Source organism: Sphingobacterium sp. UBA5639 (assembly GCF_002421245.1).
GTDB lineage: Bacteria > Bacteroidota > Bacteroidia > Sphingobacteriales > Sphingobacteriaceae > Sphingobacterium > Sphingobacterium multivorum.
On record NZ_DIJR01000014.1, the window covers coordinates 25360 to 44665 of the forward strand.

Genomic DNA, 19306 nt, shown 5'->3' on the forward strand with positions numbered 1-19306 from the left:
TTCGTCATATAATATATAATCACATTTTTGACGATTTTGTTTTGTTTAGCACATGAAATATGGTATTTGTACACTAGCTCTCGTTCCGTTACGTTCAGAACAGGCACACCGCAGTGAAATGGTTTCTCAGGTATTGTTTGGGGAACTTTTTGAGATCCTTGATGAACAGGCCGATTGGACCTCAATACGTCTATTGGAAACGGACTATTTGGGTTGGATTCAAAACGGACAGTTTCAGGAACTAAACGACTTGGATAGGCAACATTATCTGAGTGGAAAACCTACTATCGTTGGACGGGAGGGTGGAGTTCTTTTTACCGATACAACACAATTTCAGCTCTGTCATGGTACCAAGCTTTATCTAAATACAGGGAATACCGTCAATTTATCGCCATTGACATTAACGTATCAAGGTAGTATCAATACCTTTACCAGAGAGCAATTTGAAACCGAGGTGGTGCGATTGGCCTTAAGTTATAATGACGTTCCTTATCTATGGGGTGGACGTTCACAATGGGGAATTGATTGCTCCGGTTTCTCCCAATTGATTTATCGTTGCTTTGACCTTTCCTTACCTCGCGATGCTTACCAGCAGGCGGAGATGGGGCAGACAGTGGATTTTGTTTCGGAAATACGGGTAGGGGATTTGGCTTTTTTCGATAACGCCGAAGGAAGGATTACCCATGTAGGGATTATGCTGGATCGCGATACGATTATCCACGCTTCAGCGAAAGTGCGTGTCGATCGGATGGATGCGGAGGGCATTTTTAATACTGAACAGAACCGTTACACACACAAACTCCGGATTGTTAAACGGTATACATGATCGCGAAGGACATAAAAAAAGGCTATAAGTAATTATAGCCTTTCCTATTGTTAAATTCCGTACTGACTAGAAGTGGAATTGTACACCTAAAGTTGGCGCTAATGAATTTGCGTCTAAACCAAATGTATTTGTTGCTCTATCAGCTGTTTTGTTATTGTTATAATTATAGTATAAACCTCTAACTTTTAATTCGATACCGACTTTGCTTGTTGGGAAATATGCCAAACCTGGAGCCAATTCGACACCGTAGTTCTCAAATTTTGATTCTGCTTTTACGTTATTTGTTTCAACGGTAGTTTTTCCCCAAGACATTGGTACGGATAGTTGTGCAAAAAATCTTAATGGACCATTAGCAGAGTATTTTCTAACGAATGGAGAAACTTGGAACGCGTCTCTTTTTGTGCTTAAGTCCATAACACTTTCATCTTTACTCCAGTTGTAACCGATACCTGTACCAATTGCCAAGTTGTCGCTTACAAAGTAACCAACTGTTGGGTTGATTGAGAATGAGTTATTTTTGAAGTCTGTGTCTTTAACTTTAGAAGTTTGGAAGCCAACCTGACCACCAACCATAATTTTTCCTTGTTCAGTTTGAGCTTGTGCTGCTATTGTTAAACCTGCAATGGCAGTCAATGTTAGTAAAACTTTTTTCATGTCTTTTTTATTTAAAATAGTTTGTTCTAATAAGCCAGTAAATACTTCCTGACTTTTTAAATTTGTTAGTCAAATATCGAAATCTTATTTTAATTTTTTGTCACTAGATTGTCTAGATGTTTTGCCATTATGGTAATTGATAGTGGTTCAGCGCGTTAAAATTTAGTGTATTTTTATTTTTATCGTTTCTATTTAACGATAATGATATTGGCCTGACTTTTTGTTTTTAATTGTCAATTTCAAGTAAGAAGATAAAAAAAAGCCATTTGTCAACAGCGGACAAATGGCTTTTTTTTGTATTTGAAAGACCGATTTTAATCGAAATATTCTTTGATTCGCTCGAAGAATGATTTTTCACTTTTACCTGGTTGAGGTTTAAAGTTTGGTGATTCTTTCAGTTTGTTCAATAATTCTTTTTCTTCGTTAGACACAGCTTTTGGTGTCCAGATATTAACGTATACAAGTTGGTCCCCTTTGTGATAAGAGTTGACTTCGGGAATACCTTTTCCTTTTAACCGTAAAATTTTACCGCCTTGTGTACCGGGCTCAATTTTGATCTTCGCTTTTCCATCTATTGTAGGAACTTCCACGCTAGTGCCTAAGGTAGCATCTACGAAATTAATGTATAGATCATAGATTACATTTAGTCCGTCGCGTTTTAGACTTTCGTGTGGTACTTCTTCGATCAGGATAATTAAATCTCCTGGGACGCCGCCACGCGGAGCAGCATTTCCTTTTCCACTCATGGAAAGTTGCATGCCTTCACTTACACCCGCAGGAATATTTATCGCAATTGTTTCCTCACCGCGTTCGAGTCCTTCACCTCTACAAGTTGTACATTTTGCTGTGATTTCAACACCTTCACCATTACACGTAGGGCAAGTGCTTGTTGTTTGCATTTGTCCTAAGATGGTATTTGTTACTCTTCGAACTGATCCTGATCCGCCACAGGTTTTACAGGTATGGAACGAAGATTTATCTTTAGCACCAGATCCGTCACAAGAATGACAGACCACTTGTTTGTTGACCTTTACCTTTTTCTCGACGCCTTTGGCAATTTCTTCGAGTGTTAATTTAACTTTTATGCGTAAATTGCTTCCACGAGCTACCCGACGGCCGCCACGCTGGCCACCGCCACCGCCAAAGAAACTTTCAAATGGATGTCCTCCACCAAAGATATCACCAAATTGGCTGAATATGTCTTCCATATTCATACCGCCGCCACCGCCAAAACCACCATTTGCAGAATTACCGGCATGGCCAAATTGGTCATAACGTTGACGTTTTTGTGGATTGCTCAAGATATCGTATGCCTCAGCAGCTTCCTTAAACTGTTCTTCAGCTTCATGATCACCAGGATTTTTATCCGGATGGTATTTTATCGCTAATTTGCGATATGCTGATTTAATCTCCTTCTCGTCCGCTGATCGCGAGACACCAAGTATATCGTAATAATCTCTTTTTGACATCGTCTTAATATTATTGACCTATAACTACCTTTGCGTGACGGATCACTTTGTCACCTAGGTAGTACCCCTTTTCGATCACGTCAACTACTTTATTCTTTAATTCTGCTGTGGGTGCAGGAATTGCTGTGATAGCCTCTTGTAATTCAGGATCGAAGGCTTGGCCTATGGTATCCATTTCCTTTAACCCCAATTGCGACAACGTTTGTCTGAATTTGTTGTTAACAATATCCATTCCTGTTTTTACAGATTCAACATCTGTCGCTGTTTCCATGGCTGTTAACGCTCTGTCAAAATCATCTAGTGTAGGTAATAGCTTACTGATGACATCTTTTCCTGCTGATTGAATCAATTCAACACGTTCTTTGCTTGTACGTTTTCTATAATTGTCAAATTCAGCAGAAAGACGAATGTATTTATCCTTTGCCTCTGCCAATTCTGCAGCCAATTTCTCTTCAGTAGACAGTTCTTCTGCTATATTATCAGCAGGCTGTTCCTGTTGTTCAGAAGAATTTGTTTCTACTGGATCTTGACCTTCATCGTAATAATTATCTTGCTCATTCATATCTTCAATGCTAAAATTAGATTCAAAAATTTACTCTATGCTTCGTTTGTCAAAGTTTTTGCCAAACAATAAAATTCCGACAGCTTGTCAGATTTTATTAAAAAAGCCTAACAATTTGTCGGAATCTTATTTTTATATGTCAGTTTTCTGTCTAGATACTGACATTGTCCTGTAATACCCCATCAGTAGTTTTGATGATGCGGGATGGCATATTACGGATAATGGTATAATCGTGTGTTGCCATTAAAATAGCCGTTCCGGAATTGGCAATGTCACGCAATAATAAGACGATTTCTTCTGATGTCGCAGGATCTAAGTTACCGGTCGGCTCATCTGCCAGAATAATTTCAGGATTATTTAGTAATGCGCGGGCAATTACAATGCGTTGTTGCTCACCACCAGAAAGCTCATGTGGCATTTTCTTAAGTTTGGAACGAAGCCCAACTTTTTCCAATACATCCAATATCCGGCTATCGATCATTTTCTTATCTTTCCAGCCTGTTGCTTTCAGTGCAAATTCGAGGTTTTTCTCGATGCTTCTATCGGATAAAAGATGGAAGTCCTGGAATACAATACCCAATTTTCTACGCAGGTAGGGAACATCATTTTCGTGCAGCTTTTTAAGATCAAAGCCCGCAATCATTCCCTCACCATTGCCGATGTATAAATCGCCGTAAATGATTTTTAGTAAACTACTTTTTCCACTGCCGGACTGGCCGATAAGATAAATAAACTCTCCTTTACCAATGTTTAAATTGACATTGGACAATACCAAATGTTTTTGTTGGAAGATATCAACGTTTTTTAATGTAATGACTTTATTTTCAATCATGGAAGCTAAAATTCTAATTTTTTAATTTGCCCAAAAGGCATTTCTTTAACCAGTTGCATGATATATTCTGCCTTTTCTCCTAATCCAATCTTATCAAGTGATTTATCTGGGCGGTCGACTCTAAAATATGCCAGCAAGGTGAAGGCATCATCTCTTAATTGAACATAATCAGGGATTTTGGCGACACCTTTTACTTTAATGATATACATAATTTCAAAGTTAGTATTTTTAATGCAATTTATTTACTATGAATTTAAAGGAAGCTTATTGGTTTGCGAATAAAAAATCCAATGTATTCACGCCGTCAGCAAAATCATCCAAAGCAGGGCATTGGCTCTCTCCAAAACGAAATACTGGCGAGGGCACATTTAAAGCTATTTCTGATACAACACATTGGATATTTTCTTGCGCTAATTGGAGTTTATTTTCAACTTCAGCCAGTGTTTCGTATGTTTCATAATAAACTACAGCAAGGGGAGAAGCTGTGCGCTCATCCTCCTTTAGCAATAAAAATCCATTATCAAAATGCTTGTCGCCGTTGATCAGATAGATGGATTTGTTGTAGTCGTAATTGTTATTATATTTAAAATGTTCCGTCACGTTGTTAAACGCAGCGATACCTTCGAAGAAGTGTGCTATTGGATAATCTTTTGGAATGAATAACTTTGATACAGAGCGACAGCCTAACCCAAAATAATCAAAGATGTCATGTCCCAGTGATTCAAGCTGGTCGGGAGATTCTTGTCCACCGATGATGGCAACACTATTTCTATTGCGACGAATAATATGTGGTTTGGTTCCAAAATAATAGTCAAAATAACGCGAGCTATTGTTGGAACCTGTTGCTATAACCAGATCGAAATCTTTTAGTTTGTCAACAATTTCAAAGGCATCGGTAAAGGACGGGTCAATTTGTTTAAGGAGGCGGAGCACATAACTTGTCAATCCTGCGTCGTCCGATGAGACTTTGATTTTGGCTCTAAAGCCACTGATCAGTACCGATAGCATATCATGGAAGCCAACCAAGGGGATATTGCCGGCCAGAATTAATCCTACAATTTTCGTTGAATTTAGATCTGGATAAGGAGCTAACCAGTGATTCAGCTTTTCTATTGTCAGATTGGCAGCAATGGCTTGAATGGCACGTTCAACATTTTGAGGCGTATACCAGGGGTTTTTATGTTGGGCGAATTGAATGATTTGAATCAAATCATCAGGTCGCTCTTGCAGCCGCTCGCCTAATTTTACAAATGCATTTATTCGTTGTTGCTTTGTCAAAATATTAAAATTTTAAAAGATGAATACACAAATTTGTATTATATTTGTGCTGTTAACATTAATCAACGTGAATCAACTAGCCTTATTGTTCAATCAGACTTTGTTTCATATTGATAATGCAAAAATAGTTTATTTATCATAATTGTGAGGTTATAAATGGCGATTAAAATTACAGACGAATGCATTAACTGTGGTGCTTGCGAACCGGAATGCCCAAATAATGCAATATACGATGCTGGTGTAACTTGGAAATTCTCAGATGGGACGGCTTTGGATGGGGTTATTGATTTTGGCGATGGTGTTACACTAGATGCCAACGAGTCTCAAGAAGCGATCTCTAATGAAGTCTATTATATTGTTTCAGATAAATGTACGGAATGTGTAGGTTTCCACGATGAGCCTCAATGTGCAGCGGTTTGCCCTGTAGATTGTTGTGTGGATGACGAAGATGTACGTGAATCGAACGATGAGCTATTAGCGAAAAAAGCTTGGTTACACGCGGAATAAATTTAGTGTTCCGTTAAAATATAAGGCAGGATAAGAAATTTTCCTGCCTTTTTTGTGCCTTTCTATTTTGGCGAAATCGATATTTTGTTGTGAATCTTGGCTATTTGGAATAATAATATTTGCAAAAGCATAGTATTTTTTTATTTTTGTTCTTTTGACCATTAAAATCTTTTAAATGTTAAAAACCAAAATAGGGTTGATAACCCTAATCACAGTTACATTAGCTTGTATCATTGCTGTATTATACGAATTTGATGTTGTAGGCTTTTCGCATGAATTTCTAATGGCTGTCCGTTGGATAGTTGCTACCGTTTTGGTTGTAAATGCGCTCTTTAAGAAAAATTTGACCACTTGGATTTTGACCTGTATGATTATGGGGATATTTGTCGGGTTGGATTTTCCAAATCTAGCGATTTCTCTGCAACCTTTGAGTAAAGGTTTTATCAAGTTAGTCAAGACGATTGTGGGACCGATTCTCTTTGCTACGCTTGTATATGGAATTGCAGGGCATTCTGATTTGAAACAGGTGGGGCGTATGGCATGGAAATCGATGCTTTATTTCTTTTGCGCAACGACATGTGCTATTTTTATTGGTTTAGGTGCTATAAACCTGACTCGAGCAGGAGTGGGCGTTGATGTTGCACATATGCCACATGAAGAACTCCCTGCGCCGAAGGAAAGTATGGATGAGCATATCCTTAAAACCCTTCCGGACCATGTGCATCCTGTATACAAGTTCACTTCTTTTATACGCGACTTGTTTCCTGAAAATATTGTCAAATCTGTAGCGGATAACCAAGTTTTACAGATTGTTGTATTTTCAATTTTGTTCGGGATTGGATTGGCAATGGTCGATGAGAAAAAGCGTAAACCCTTGGTTGATTTTACCGAAAGTATGTCTGAAACGATGTTTAAGTTTACGAACATGATTATGTACTTTGCGCCTATCGGGGTCGGTGCTGCCATGGCTTACACTGTGGGGCATCTCGGTGTCGATATCCTTAAGAATCTTTTCATGCTTTTAGCGACGCTGTATTTTGCTTTAGTATGCTTTTTATGCTTGGTATTGCTTCCTGTAGCTTTGTATTTAAAGATACCTGTTAAACGTTTTATAAATGCGATTAAGGAACCTGTTTCCATTGCATTTGCCACTACAAGTTCAGATGCGGCATTACCGAAAGCAATGAGCGCAATGGAGAAATTTGGTGTGCCACGTAAGATTGTTTCGTTTGTCATTCCGACAGGATATAGTTTTAACTTGGATGGTACTTCACTCTATTTATCATTGGCTGCCATCTTTGTCGCTCAGGCGGCTGGTATCCATTTGTCGTTTGGACATCAATTGATGATTGCATTTACATTGATGATCACCTCCAAAGGTGTTGCTGCTGTCCCAAGGGCTTCATTAATTATTTTGATTGCGACAGCGGATCAGTTTGGTTTACCAACATTTGTCATTGCTGCCATTTTAGGTATCGATGAACTCATGGATATGGCGCGTACCTCTGTCAATGTGATCGGAAATTGTTTGGCAACCGTTGTTGTTGCTAAATGGGAGGGTGAGTTTGATGAAGAAGCTCCTTATCGCGAAGATACTGAACAGGCGATCTAATAGAAATAACTAACGAATATTCGTTGCAGAAAAGCAGTCTTGACATCCCCGTTGAGACTGCTTTTTTATGAGCAAAAATAAGGACTTAGTTGAAACCACATTTTATTTCATAGAAGGGAATTTTTATGGAACGAAAAGCTGCTTGCAAGCTGTTGTTGATAGTCTGGTATCCTTTCCAATGGCTTGCAAGCAAACTATTTATATCAGCGCCCGTCAACGTAGTACCATAAATCACCTTGTTTTTTGAAGGTAGACTTTTCATGGTGAATATGAACTTCCATCTGTGGATCCAGATAATGTGCTTCAAACTCGACCGTATGGAGTGTAGATTTCAGGATCGCGAGTTGCATCCATTTATTGTCCCGCGCCCATTGCCCAATGGCCTGTTTATTTTGGAACCGTCGTGTTGAGGGGTGAAATGTATCGTATAGGAAATCGATCTGTTGTGTCACAAAAGCACTATAACGTGCACGCATCAATGCCTCTGCTGTGGTTGCTTTGGCATGGAAACGATGAATTTGTTGGCAGCATTCTCCAAAGGTATTGCCAGAGCCACAGGGGCATAATTGATCTGATGCTATCACTTGTATTTTAAAAATTTTACCAGCCTTTAATGGCGCCATTCTTGAAGACTTTTTTTGCGGTAGCTTCCACTTCAGGTGACTGATACGCTTGAATAAACTGCTGCACCTTTTCATCGTTTTTATTATCCGAACGGGTAACAATCAGATTAACGTAAGGTGATTCTTTGTCTTCTGTGAATAAGCCTTGTTTTTCGGGATCCAACCCAGCCTGAGCGGCGAAACTATTGTTGATGATGGCAATTGTAACCTGAGGATCATCCAGAACGCGCGGCAACTGTGGTGCCTCCATCTCAATGATTTTAACCTGCTTAGGGTTGCTTACTATATCTGTTACTTTAGGCTGTATGCCTACATTTTCTTTTAAGCCGATAATGCCCTCGCGTTGGAGAAGTAAAAGTGAGCGGCCACCATTGGTAGGATCATTGGGGATGGCAATACTGGCGCCAGGCTGTAACTCGGTGATGCTTTTTATTTTTTTAGAATAGGCAACGATCGGAAATACAAATGTGTTTCCGACGATGGTTAACTTTGTAAAACCGCGTTGTTTGGATTGTTCCTGTAAATAAGGCTGATGCTGAAATACATTTACATCGATATCTCCTTGATTTAGGGCTTCATTGGGCACAACATAGTCGTTGAAAGCTACCAACTCCACATCAAGATTGAACTTTTCTTTTGCAACCTTCTTAGCCGTTTCTGCAAGCTCCTTTTCTGGTCCGGATACCACACCGACTTTAAGGGTATTCTCTTTCTTTTCGCTGTTGTTGCATGCCACAATCGATACGAGACTGAAGGCTAAGATTGCAAATGCATAGTTCAATTTTTTCATATGATATAATTTATGTTAACGATGGTTTACTTTTTTTGAGATGTAGTCTCCTGTATACTGTAACAGGAATACGATTAAAATTAATAAAATTAGAACAGAATTCATGATAAAAGTATCATATCCGACATAACCATACTGATAACCAATCTGTCCAAGTCCACCGGCACCTACAGCGCCACCCATCGCGGAGTATCCAACAAGTGTGATCAACGTAATTGTTGCATTGTTTACCAGCGAGGGGAGAGCCTCAGGAAGTAAAACTTTGAAAATTACCTGTTGGGCATTTGCTCCCATTGCTCTTGAGGCCTCAATCAGGCCATTTGGAATTTCTAGAAGACTATTTTCCACAAGTCTTGCAATAAAGGGAGCTGCACCTATACTCAAGGGAACCAATGCTGCGGCCATACCAATAGATGTTCCGACAAGGTTGCGTGTAAACGGAATCATCCATACGATAAGTATAATAAAGGGGATAGACCTAAACACATTCACCAGCAATGAAACAAGTTGGTGCATGGCTTTGTTTTCGAGCAGTTGATGTTTGCGGGTCAAGAACAGGTAAATCCCGAGTGGAAGACCCAGTACAAAACCAAAGAAACCTGATAAGAAAGTCATGGTTAGGGTTTCTAAAGTACCCGATAGCAGAAGATTAAATACCTGATCAGACATAGCCTAAGATTTTAGTTTGTGAATGCTTTTCTTTTAAGAAAGATAGACTATGCATAACATGTTCTTTTTCACCCGATAGTTCGGCTAATATAACACCAAATTTCATTTCGCCAATATAATCTATTTGAGCGGTGATGATATTTGTCTTGACTTGAAATTGTTGTTCCAAATGTTGTATAAATGGGATGGATTCTTCATTTGAAGTTAGATAGATTTCTACGAGTGGGTTTCCAGCGCTTTTCAAGCGTTCCTGAAAACTTAGTGGAATTTCAACTTCAAGTGAAGACTGAATAAAGTTTTTGGTTGTTGTTTCCTGAGGATTGGCGAATATTGATTCTACCGGACCAGTTTCAATCAATTTTCCGTGGTCTAATACGGCAACCTGATCGCAAATACTTTTTATAACATCCATCTCGTGCGTAATCAATAATATCGTAAGATCAAGCTGCTTATTGATTTTTTTTAGCAGTTTGAGGATAGATTTTGTGGTTGCTGGGTCTAAGGCACTTGTAGCCTCATCGCAAAGTAGAATGTAAGGATCATTGGCTAATGCACGCGCGATGGCAACGCGTTGTTTTTGGCCTCCTGAAAGATTTGCAGGGTACACGTCGGCTTTGTCTTCCAACCCAACCAAACGTAATAGCTCCAACACTTTTCCGCTGATAAATTCTTTAGATTTGCCCTCAAGTTCGAGCGGGAAGGATATGTTTCCATAAACTGTTCGTGATGATAGCAAATTGAAGTGTTGGAAAATCATACCAATTTTCCTTCTTTTTAACATAAGATCACTGGCAGGCAGCGACATCAAGTCGTTGTTTTCTATAATTACCTGACCACTGTCTGGCCTTTCCAAAAGGTTGACGCAACGAATCAAAGTACTTTTACCCGCTCCAGAAGCGCCTATTACACCAAAAATTTCACCTTTTGCAATAGACAGTGAGACGTCTTTTAAAGCATCAATACGTGTCGCTTTTACCGCAAAAGATTTGGATATGTTGTTTAGTTGAATCATTGACCCTGTAGGGATTTAGCAATTTTAGTTGGACAAATGGATGATGTTGATATAAATGTACACAAATGCCGCGGATAAAATAAAATCAAGTGAAAGAAAATGGGCTCTTTCAGACTGAAAAAGAATGAAAGAACCCAGATATCTATTTTTTATAAACCTTGATAAGCTGAAATCACTTGTTTTGCCGATCCAAGTCCATCAATACCATATTCGATGACATCGCCATCTTTCAGGAATCTTTGTGGAGATTTGCCCATGCCAGATCCTGCAGGCGATCCTGTGGAAATGATATCGCCAGGAAGTAAGCTCATAAAGTGACTTAAATAAGAGATCAATTTGGGCACACGATAGATAAAATCACTTGTATTGCCGTCTTGCATGATTTCACCATTGAGTTTAAGCCATATTCTTAAGTTATCGATATCTGTGATTTCATCTTTGGTTGCTATAAACGGACCAATAGGGGCGAACGTGTCACATCCTTTACCTTTGTCCCAGGTTCCGCCACGCTCGATTTGAAATTCACGCTCTGTCACATCGTTGTGTAGCACGTAGCCAAACACATGGTCCAAAGCTTCTTCTTCAGTAACATAAGAAGCTTTTTTTCCTATTACAATGGCAAATTCGGTTTCCCAATCAGATTTTACAGAGAACTTCGGAAGGGTAATTCCATCAAAAGGGCCATTGAATGCAGATACAGATTTCATAAATACAATAGGCTCGGAAGCTTGTTGTAATTTGGTCTCTTTGACGTGATCATCGAAATTAAGTCCTACACAAAGTATTTTGGAAGGAGCTTCCAATGGTGTACCAATACGCTCGTCGTCGGCTATCTCTTTAAGCTTGTCGCCTTTTTCAATTATATATGCTTGAAGTCTTTCCAAATTTGCAATATCCGCAAAGAAATCGCGGTTATATTGAAAATTTCCTTCCGAAACATCATATTTCTTTTCGTTTAAAATGACTCCCGCTTTTTCGGAGCCCTTTGCGCCATATCTAAAAATCTTCATAAGCCGCAAATATACGGATTTTGTCCCAAAAAGGGCGGAAATTAACGCGAATTAACAATTAATCGATATGTAAATTATCTATACAATTATTGTCCAAAAGGGGATATTTAAAAGGGAATTTCTCATGAACAATCTTTTTGTTGCTCACCCATGTCCCATTGAGTACCATTTCCTCTCCTTTTTTTCCGAGCATCAGCTTAATCATCAGTGATGGGACTGGGAGGGGTATGTAGAATGGACCGTATTGACGTTTCGCTATTCTTTTGGTAAACTCGGCAAGCGGAAGCGGTTCGGAGGAGCAGGCATTATAAATCCCGGCTACATGATTATTCTGCAGGCCGAATAGCAGCATGCGGCAGAGGTCATCGATATGGATCCAGCTGAGCATCTGTTTACCAGAACCCAATATCGGAACTGAACGAAAGGGTAGGAAGCGTCCGATTTCTTTTAGCATTCCCTGATCCTTACTGATAACGACTCCAAAACGGAAGACAACGAGTCTTTTTCCCAATGTTTCAATAGGTTTTACGCTTCCTTCCCAGAGGTTGCAAACCCAGGATAGAAAATTGCCCCCTTGTGGGTCTCCTTCTGTAAAAGGTCTTTTTTGGTAGGGATCGTCCGTTCCATACCAGCCTATAGCGGAGGCAGATATAACTGCTTTTACCTGATTAGGTAGTTGTTTAAGACTTTGGTAGAGCAGTTTCCCACTTTCGACCCGGCTGCCAATAATTTCTTGCTGATATGTTTTTGTCCAGCGTTTGGCATTGAGGTTTGCGCCTGCCAGGTTGATGATATAATCGGCCTCCTGAATTGATTTGGCATCTATCTCTTGCTTATAGGGATCCCAGTGTACGTATCTGACATTCGGCTGTGCGGGATGGGATTTCGGATTTCTAGTAAAAATAATAACTTCATAGAAATTGGCAACCAATAGTTTTGTTAAATGAAGACCTATAGCTCCGGCACCACCTGTAATAATTACTTTTTCCATGAATCGAACCTTGTTTTATAATATACGCATATTGTCATTTAAGCGAACCTATTTCTGCTGATATTAAATATACTATTTTGGTTTATAAAAAATCGATCATTGTGGCAGCAATTACAAAAAAAGGTTTATCTCCCGACGAGATAAACCTTTTAAGAGTCGATTAACTGACGTTATTGGTTAAAGCGTTTGAACTGTGATAGCACAGGTTAGCATCTGTGCGCCATAGTAAGGGTTTTTGATTTCTTTATGACGGCTTAACCAAGTGGCACCTTTACCTTTGTTAAACATCGGGCACTTTTGATAATAAACAGCAGAAGATGGTTTTGAGTTTTTGGACAAACTATAGATATCTTCTGACAAAATTGCGAAGGATTCTCGTTGTTTGCTGATATCCTTGGCCTGTTGTAGACTCTTTACAATGGCTTTGAGTGATGCTGTTTTGGTTTTCCAGACGTCCTGTTCCGCTTGCGTTAGATCAGCAGTTTTTACCTTGGCGATAGCATCGGCAAGATCGTTTGCGAGGCCTGCAGCTCGTTTACCATCCGCTGCTACAAGCGCATCTTTAAGCAGAAAATATTGGTCATAGATCTTTTGAAAATTGCTTGCGTTGCTGATGTTATCTACTGAAGCTACCGCTGCAATGGTTGCATCTTGGGTGGCGTCTGAAGCTGGAGGAGCTAAATTCCTCTCGTATTGACAGCAAGTGTGTAGCTTAGCATAGGTATCTTCGGCAGCAAGGTATTTTTCATTGTCGTAGCCTGCTCCAGCGATACTTTTCAATACAGCATCTAAGGACGTTTTCTTTGCATCATAGGCTATTGTCGCTGTTTGGTTGTCTTCATTCCATTCAACTTTAGCCTGAGCGGCGGCTCCTGCATTTTCTATTGTTTTTTTACACATACCGCAGTTCCCGGCAATTTTAACATTGTTGTTCACGGTGTTGTTGTCTTGTGCATAGTTTGTCAAAGAGGATAGCACTAAAGCCCCTGTTATGATATAGTGTTGGATTTTCATATGATTGGATAAAAGAATATATAAAAATAAGTAATCAAAAATGATTGATAAATGATCAATACGAGAATTAACTTATTTTTGGCGGAACCCAGGGACAGAAATATCCTTCAGAAATAAATGTTGGCGCTATGGGTTTATAATTTTTTTTGATGGCTATACCGCAAAGCTCATGACCTTTTTCAAGAGGGTTGGAAATTGCCAAAATCGTACAACTATAAGCACATTGACAATTACAATTTTTACAGGCTTTATGATGTTTACAGAAAGCCTTTTTTTTGGAAGATTTAAATTTTGCACAACAATGGTCCTTTTTGTCAGTGGTAGCATCATCTTGGGTGTGACTGCTGTGTGCATTCATTTTATGGCAGGCAAAAGCGCCGGGTGCACTTAACAGAAAACCTAAGGTTAAAAAAAGTAGTATAAGTCGCTTAATTGCCATGTCAGTTCAAATATAGTTGTTTTGGGCAGAATCTGCTTCCTTTTTAACGTTTTTTGGCATTAAGGATTTTCTAATCCGCTCCATATTATTTGGGGTCAGAGGGCCGAATAACATGGAGCGACGTTTGGAATTCTTTCTTTTTTTTAAGCAAAAGAAGTACTTAAAATTTAAAACCAGAGAAGAAGCCTGGCTTTTTCCAGGTACGTTTATATTCATCAGCCAGAGGAGAGTGATCCGAATAGGAAAGCACTTCATCCAGTAAGCTGTGTGCTTTTTTCAGATTCCCAGTTTTATAGTTCACATGTGCTTCTGCCAATTTAACCGATTCGACATCATCGTCATAACCCCAATCGTGTTGGGCATAAATACCGTTGAAAACTTTGACGTATTTATCTACTTCATTTATAGCTCCGTTTTCGGCCAAAAGTTCAATGCCGAATTTTAACCAAAGAACATAGTCATTAGGCTCCATGATCGATTGTACCCAGTTATCATGCTTTTGGAATGTTTCCTTACCATCACTAAATTCCATAAGGTAATAATGGCTTTTAATGATGAGATAGAGTGTCTTTGCCTTGTCGAAATTGTCGATAATAAATTCCGGTTTATTTTTAAGATATTGCTGCGCAGCGATGTTCATGGCTTTGTAGTTGCTCTTTTCATTATATAGCTGCATCAACACATATTGAGGCTGGGCCTCGTGTGGATATTGTTTAGCCATTTGTTCGTAATAATAGATGCGTTGCGCTAAACTATCCTGTTCGGTAATCTGATAGATAATATGCTCGATCCCATTCTTTGACGCTTCAAAGTCACGGTAGTGATATTCGTCTAAATTGGGATGATCAATATAGAATTTGTAAATAAACTCGAGAAGCTGTTGCGCCCGGGATTGAATGTCCGCTGTACGACCCAGTTGATATTCGACGTCGATTTGATGCATAAGCATGCGGTAACAAGGAGGAAATATGGCAGACTCCGTTTCTTCGTCTTCTTCCGAAGTAAATTCTTGCTGCGCAAGAGTGGCTTCCAACGAGATCTGATAGGTGTCAAAGTACTGTTGAAGTACTTGCTCGAGACTTACGTAATCTTCCAAGGCTGACAAGGTATCGGCTCGGGTGAAATGAAGTTCTTCAAAGTCGGAATAGCTTAATCCTTCGGTTGCGATAGCGTAACAGGTTTCCAATTCACCGGCTTCTTTATAAGCTAAAGCTAGATTATTGCAATTCATGGCCCTATTGTGACTGCCTCCAAAATAGTCACTTTCGTATTTATTTCGTTCAAAATAGTCCTTGAAGGCGTCGTAGGCTTGACGGTAAAGTCCGAGGACGAGCAATTGTAGTGCAGACTGATCGACTGCGGTTAAGTTGTCCAGGGAGTGAATGAAATCAGATAGCATAACAGCTTCATTGTAACATTCACGGGGAAGGTCATTGAAAGTAGGGACCTGATCGTAAACTGTTCCATTGGCTTTAAAAGTGCATTCAAAAAGACGTCGCCAGGATGTTGCGTTCCATTTCCGTTCGCCTACCATAGTCAGATATGGAATAGCAGCAGCATACTGTCCCTCGTCATAGAGATAGGCTGCCGCAAAATGGTAACCGACGTAAGAGTCAGGATAGGCGTCGATCAATTTGAGTGCATGGAGATAATAATAGTCAAGGGGGATTCCGATTTCTTCCGAGTAATTACGCTCAATGATAAGCTGATAGTAGAAGACCTCAGGGTGCTCATACCCCTCGGCAATCAATTCTTCAAATCGAGTATGCCATTTAACCAGCTCCTGATGGATATGCACGGCTGAGTTTTCCCCTTTGATGAGCTTAAGTAAAATCTGCAATGCTAGGTCGATTGCTTTGTTTTCGTAAGCAATTTCAGCAAGATCCACATAATTCATTTCATTGCTGCTGATGAAATGCTTAAAATCTGCTTTCATTAAAGCTAAAATATTGGATGTGTTGATCTGTTTTGTACGGTCGAGCAGATATATTTTCTTTATCCAAAAGAGGGAAAAATTATGATCAGAGGTTTCTCGTTCATCCTTGAATGTTTCTTTAACGAAATCAATACTCTCCTCCAAAGCTGGGAGCAACGCTGTATCATCCTGGAGTCCTTCGTAGATATTGGTTAAATAGTTGTGACCATATCCGGACATATTTGGGGAAGCGATTAATTTTTTTGCATATTCGATAAATAAACCTTTATTGTCTTCGGTAATATGGGATTTTGGTCGACCAATTTGCGCTAGTGTTGCTTGATTGTCTAAAACATAATTCAGTATATGATATAGAGTCGTTTCATTATTAGGTTCGATGGCCAATGCTTTTTGAAAATAGGGAATCATTTTTTCCTGAATCACATCGAAAATAGCTTCGTGGCCCTCATAAAATAGCTGATCGTGGTAGGCGATGGCGAGGTGTGTCCAAAGCGTCACATCTTGATCGTTTTGTCGTAGTTGATTTTCTCCTTCAATAATAAAGAGGTCTAGTTGTCCGCTGTAGAACAAATCATATATATTCTTTTCTTCCATTTATTAATTCTTGTATGTATTCAGTATATTGAAATCTGTTTAAAATACTATTTAGCTTTCGAAAGCTTTTCAAAGCCAATACCGTTCCATAGAAATTCTTCACTCTTTTTTGTGACCCTAAAATTTGAATTTTCCGCATTATCGTCGATAACTTCTCCCTCTTCAATGTATTTATAGATAATCTGATTATTTTTTCCGTGTTCGGAAGGGAAAAGAATCTTTTCATCATAATAGAACACACCAGCATCACTAACCGAATATCGGCTAGGAAGATCAACCAGCTGCCGTCCCGTCCAGGCCACATAGTTATATTCAGAGGGTATGCCACAAGCTTCGCCAAGAAATTCGATGCGAATAATGTGTTTGACATTTTGCAGCCCCATTGCAGGCAGCAATTTACTTTGGGAGAAGGTTTGTTCTGAATAGGCGAAAGGGAAGGTGTGTTCAGCTAGAAAATTTCCATTTGCGTCGATAAGTTTTACCCCGGTTGAGAAATGATCCTGTTCCTGTTCGTTGATACCTTTGGTGAAACGTTCAAAACCGTAAATATATTGCGAGCCGTCTGATGCGGTCTGTTTTCCGAGCGCTAATAGTCCAAGCCAAATAAATCCATTCTTTTTGCTGTTACCGTCGGAATAACTTATCTCATACCAAGGAGCATAGAAATTTTTTAGTGTATTTCCTTTGATGGGATTACTATTGATCGTAACGACATTTCCGACGGATAAAGAATCTACGATTGCTGCCTTTAGACTGGGGTGAGCACGGACGTAAGCCTTGGCTGCAAAAACAGTTGCTGACTGGCCTTTTTGTATGTTCCAAACGTTGAAATTATCGTCAAACTTTAAATTTTCCTGCGCTTTTAAGCAAAGTGGTCCGATGCTTAAAATAATTAAATAGCATCCAATTAACTTTTTCATTTTTCACTCTTCTTTTCTACAAAAATAGCTGAATTGGCCCATACCCCTTATCACTGGTTTCAGGTATTTTTTTGTATAGTGCCAGAAACGATATTTGATAATCCTTGAGAATGTCATTTGCTACAAAAAATTGGATATGATGAAAAACAAAAATTATGAAAGAGAGCATTTTGAATATTTCAGGAATTGAAGAAGATTATTTATTTGCTGTGTGTCTTTTGGAAAAGACATTTTAGTTAATGCTGTTTTTAGGAATCCACTCCAATTCTTTACCGTTGTTTTTTCTACCAATGAAGCCTATCCCCGGCCAAGGCATATGAGATGCGAGCACAAGTGTCTGTTTTTGATAACAGCGATCAAGTATTTTTATCCGTGTATCCACAGCACGATTGAAGTCAATATCCCATTGAGTTCCCCAATGAGGCTGGGAAACTAGGATCGGTGAATGTATCAGATCGACAAGATTTGTTATTGCTCTATTGTCGGATTTTATTGTATAGATGATATGTCCTGGGGTATGCACAGCTGCTGATTCTGTATGAATGCAGGAAAATAGTTGATCGCCCGGTTCAAATAGCTGTAATTTGACCTCAATAGCAACGAGTGTTTTTCGTATTAAATCGATGCTAGCTTGAGCAATTTCTGGATTTTCGCTCTTCGAAAAATCAGGACGATCTGACATCCAGAACTCAAATTCGGGTTTAGCCATGTAGTATGTTGCGTTTGGATAATTGGGTGAACCATCGGCATCCAATATGCCACCGATATGGTCGCGATGTGCGTGCGTAATGAGAATATCTGTTATCTTATTACAGTCAATATTCGCTAAAAGCAGACTTTCCATTAAATTTCCGGCTTTGTCGGTGTCATAATGTCCCTCACCAGTATCAATGAGTATGTATCGATTCTGTTGTTTAATCAGCATGATGATGATGGGTGCTTGGTAGATCTTTGTTGAAAGTGAAAGCCTTTGCAGTTCCATTTCGACTAGTTGAGACGGTATTTTTGGGGCAAGGGTAGGCTGTAATGTTTCTAGCGTAAAATAACCATCTGTCAGGAGTACAAGTTCGAGCGTACCGAAGGGAATTTGTAGATGACCTGTTCTTTTAAGCTGTTTCATATTGCCAAAGTTGGACAAATTGCTTTTAACAATCTAATAGCGTTATGAAAATCAAACACAATGTAATAAATCGATAAAATATTTGCAATACTTATTGGGGCCTAAAGACTGTACAACGATGTTCAGGAATGCAATTTTATGGGCCGGAGTTAAATAAAGAATGTCAAATAGCAACGGTAGGCGAGATGGCTATTTGGTGCTGCCTTGGCGCCAGAAACAAAAAAAGCGCTTTCTGATACCTCTGAAAGCGCTTTTGTCTGCGGAAGAGGCGGGATTCGAACCCGCGGTACCGTTTCCAGTACGACAGTTTAGCAAACTGTTCCTTTCGGCCACTCAGGCACCCTTCCTCGTTTTGACATTGCAAACATAAGGCAATTATTTGATTCTGCAAAGTCTAAATAATAAAAAAAATGCAAAAAAAATGTAACGTTGCAATAAGCGTTTGAAA

At 39.3% G+C, this 19306-nt stretch carries 20 protein-coding genes and 1 tRNA gene; 3 read left to right on the plus strand and 18 right to left on the minus strand.

All coding sequences use genetic code 11. The annotated features are described in order from the left end of the window. Window positions 1-52 precede the first annotated feature (52 nt). Window positions 53-826: a C40 family peptidase gene (locus tag B4Z90_RS09940; RefSeq protein WP_070561122.1), complete on the plus strand. Its 774-nt coding sequence runs from the start codon at window positions 53-55 to the stop codon at window positions 824-826. 66 nt (window positions 827-892) lie between these two features. Here the strand turns inward: B4Z90_RS09940 and B4Z90_RS09945 are convergent, their stop codons facing one another. From B4Z90_RS09945 to B4Z90_RS09970, 6 genes are all read right to left on the minus strand, one after another. Then, window positions 893-1480 carry an outer membrane beta-barrel protein gene (locus B4Z90_RS09945; protein WP_115049011.1) on the minus strand — a complete coding sequence of 196 codons (588 nt, stop codon included), beginning with the start codon at window positions 1478-1480 and terminating at the stop codon, window positions 893-895. A 314-nt stretch (window positions 1481-1794) separates the two neighbouring features. Next, a complete protein-coding gene (gene dnaJ, locus B4Z90_RS09950) occupies window positions 1795-2949 on the minus strand; it encodes a molecular chaperone DnaJ (protein ID WP_112376357.1) in 1155 nt (384 codons plus the stop codon). Window positions 2950-2959: 10 nt separating this feature from the next. After that, window positions 2960-3511, minus strand: a complete 552-nt coding sequence (locus tag B4Z90_RS09955) for a nucleotide exchange factor GrpE (RefSeq protein ID WP_112376358.1) — start codon at window positions 3509-3511, stop codon at window positions 2960-2962. Between the two features lie 151 nt (window positions 3512-3662). After that, entirely contained in the window at window positions 3663-4343 is a 681-nt protein-coding gene (locus tag B4Z90_RS09960; protein WP_070561120.1) for a cell division ATP-binding protein FtsE, read from the minus strand. 5 nt (window positions 4344-4348) lie between these two features. Beyond that, window positions 4349-4552, minus strand: a complete 204-nt coding sequence (locus B4Z90_RS09965; protein ID WP_070561119.1) for a fructose-6-phosphate aldolase — start codon at window positions 4550-4552, stop codon at window positions 4349-4351. Window positions 4553-4607: 55 nt separating this feature from the next. After that, window positions 4608-5621, minus strand: a complete 1014-nt coding sequence (locus B4Z90_RS09970; RefSeq protein WP_112376359.1) for an acyl-CoA reductase — start codon at window positions 5619-5621, stop codon at window positions 4608-4610. A gap of 156 nt (window positions 5622-5777) precedes the next feature. On the opposite strand from B4Z90_RS09970, the gene B4Z90_RS09975 reads away from it, so the two are divergent. Beyond that, window positions 5778-6128 carry a 4Fe-4S dicluster domain-containing protein gene (locus B4Z90_RS09975; protein WP_046672889.1) on the plus strand — a complete coding sequence of 117 codons (351 nt, stop codon included), beginning with the start codon at window positions 5778-5780 and terminating at the stop codon, window positions 6126-6128. A gap of 175 nt (window positions 6129-6303) precedes the next feature. Then, window positions 6304-7740 (plus strand): dicarboxylate/amino acid:cation symporter, encoded by a 1437-nt coding sequence (locus B4Z90_RS09980; RefSeq protein WP_070561117.1) that lies wholly within the window; start codon window positions 6304-6306, stop codon window positions 7738-7740. A 203-nt stretch (window positions 7741-7943) separates the two neighbouring features. On the opposite strand, the gene B4Z90_RS09985 is transcribed toward B4Z90_RS09980, so the two are convergent. From B4Z90_RS09985 to B4Z90_RS10040, 12 genes are all read right to left on the minus strand, one after another. Beyond that, on the minus strand, window positions 7944-8363 hold the full coding sequence (locus B4Z90_RS09985; RefSeq protein WP_070561116.1) for a YchJ family protein: 420 nt from the start codon (window positions 8361-8363) through the stop codon (window positions 7944-7946). Then, window positions 8341-9153 (minus strand): methionine ABC transporter substrate-binding lipoprotein MetQ, encoded by an 813-nt coding sequence (gene metQ, locus B4Z90_RS09990; RefSeq protein WP_112376360.1) that lies wholly within the window; start codon window positions 9151-9153, stop codon window positions 8341-8343. The genes B4Z90_RS09985 and metQ overlap by 23 nt, the downstream gene beginning before the upstream one ends. A 15-nt stretch (window positions 9154-9168) precedes the next feature. After that, window positions 9169-9822 (minus strand): methionine ABC transporter permease MetI, encoded by a 654-nt coding sequence (metI, locus tag B4Z90_RS09995; protein WP_046672885.1) that lies wholly within the window; start codon window positions 9820-9822, stop codon window positions 9169-9171. Then, a complete protein-coding gene (locus B4Z90_RS10000; RefSeq protein ID WP_201639159.1) occupies window positions 9815-10834 on the minus strand; it encodes a methionine ABC transporter ATP-binding protein in 1020 nt (339 codons plus the stop codon). The genes metI and B4Z90_RS10000 overlap by 8 nt, the downstream gene beginning before the upstream one ends. A 149-nt stretch (window positions 10835-10983) precedes the next feature. Further along, a complete protein-coding gene (locus B4Z90_RS10005; RefSeq protein ID WP_204991113.1) occupies window positions 10984-11844 on the minus strand; it encodes a fumarylacetoacetate hydrolase family protein in 861 nt (286 codons plus the stop codon). A 58-nt stretch (window positions 11845-11902) separates the two neighbouring features. Continuing rightward, window positions 11903-12835: a TIGR01777 family oxidoreductase gene (locus B4Z90_RS10010; protein WP_204991114.1), complete on the minus strand. Its 933-nt coding sequence runs from the start codon at window positions 12833-12835 to the stop codon at window positions 11903-11905. 177 nt (window positions 12836-13012) lie between these two features. Beyond that, complete coding sequence (locus B4Z90_RS10015) at window positions 13013-13849, minus strand: DUF3347 domain-containing protein (protein ID WP_204991115.1); 837 nt, start codon at window positions 13847-13849, stop codon at window positions 13013-13015. Between the two features lie 67 nt (window positions 13850-13916). Next, entirely contained in the window at window positions 13917-14288 is a 372-nt protein-coding gene (locus B4Z90_RS10020; RefSeq protein WP_112376367.1) for a hypothetical protein, read from the minus strand. Between the two features lie 160 nt (window positions 14289-14448). After that, the gene (locus tag B4Z90_RS10025) at window positions 14449-16818 is read right to left on the minus strand and encodes a hypothetical protein (RefSeq protein WP_204991116.1); all 2370 of its coding nucleotides are present in this window, start codon (window positions 16816-16818) and stop codon (window positions 14449-14451) included. Window positions 16819-16865: 47 nt separating this feature from the next. After that, a complete protein-coding gene (locus B4Z90_RS10030; RefSeq protein ID WP_112376370.1) occupies window positions 16866-17738 on the minus strand; it encodes an SH3 domain-containing protein in 873 nt (290 codons plus the stop codon). Between the two features lie 232 nt (window positions 17739-17970). Beyond that, on the minus strand, window positions 17971-18858 hold the full coding sequence (locus B4Z90_RS10035; protein WP_112376371.1) for an MBL fold metallo-hydrolase: 888 nt from the start codon (window positions 18856-18858) through the stop codon (window positions 17971-17973). Window positions 18859-19118: 260 nt separating this feature from the next. Then, a tRNA-Ser gene (locus B4Z90_RS10040) sits at window positions 19119-19205 on the minus strand. Window positions 19206-19306: the final 101 nt, after the last annotated feature.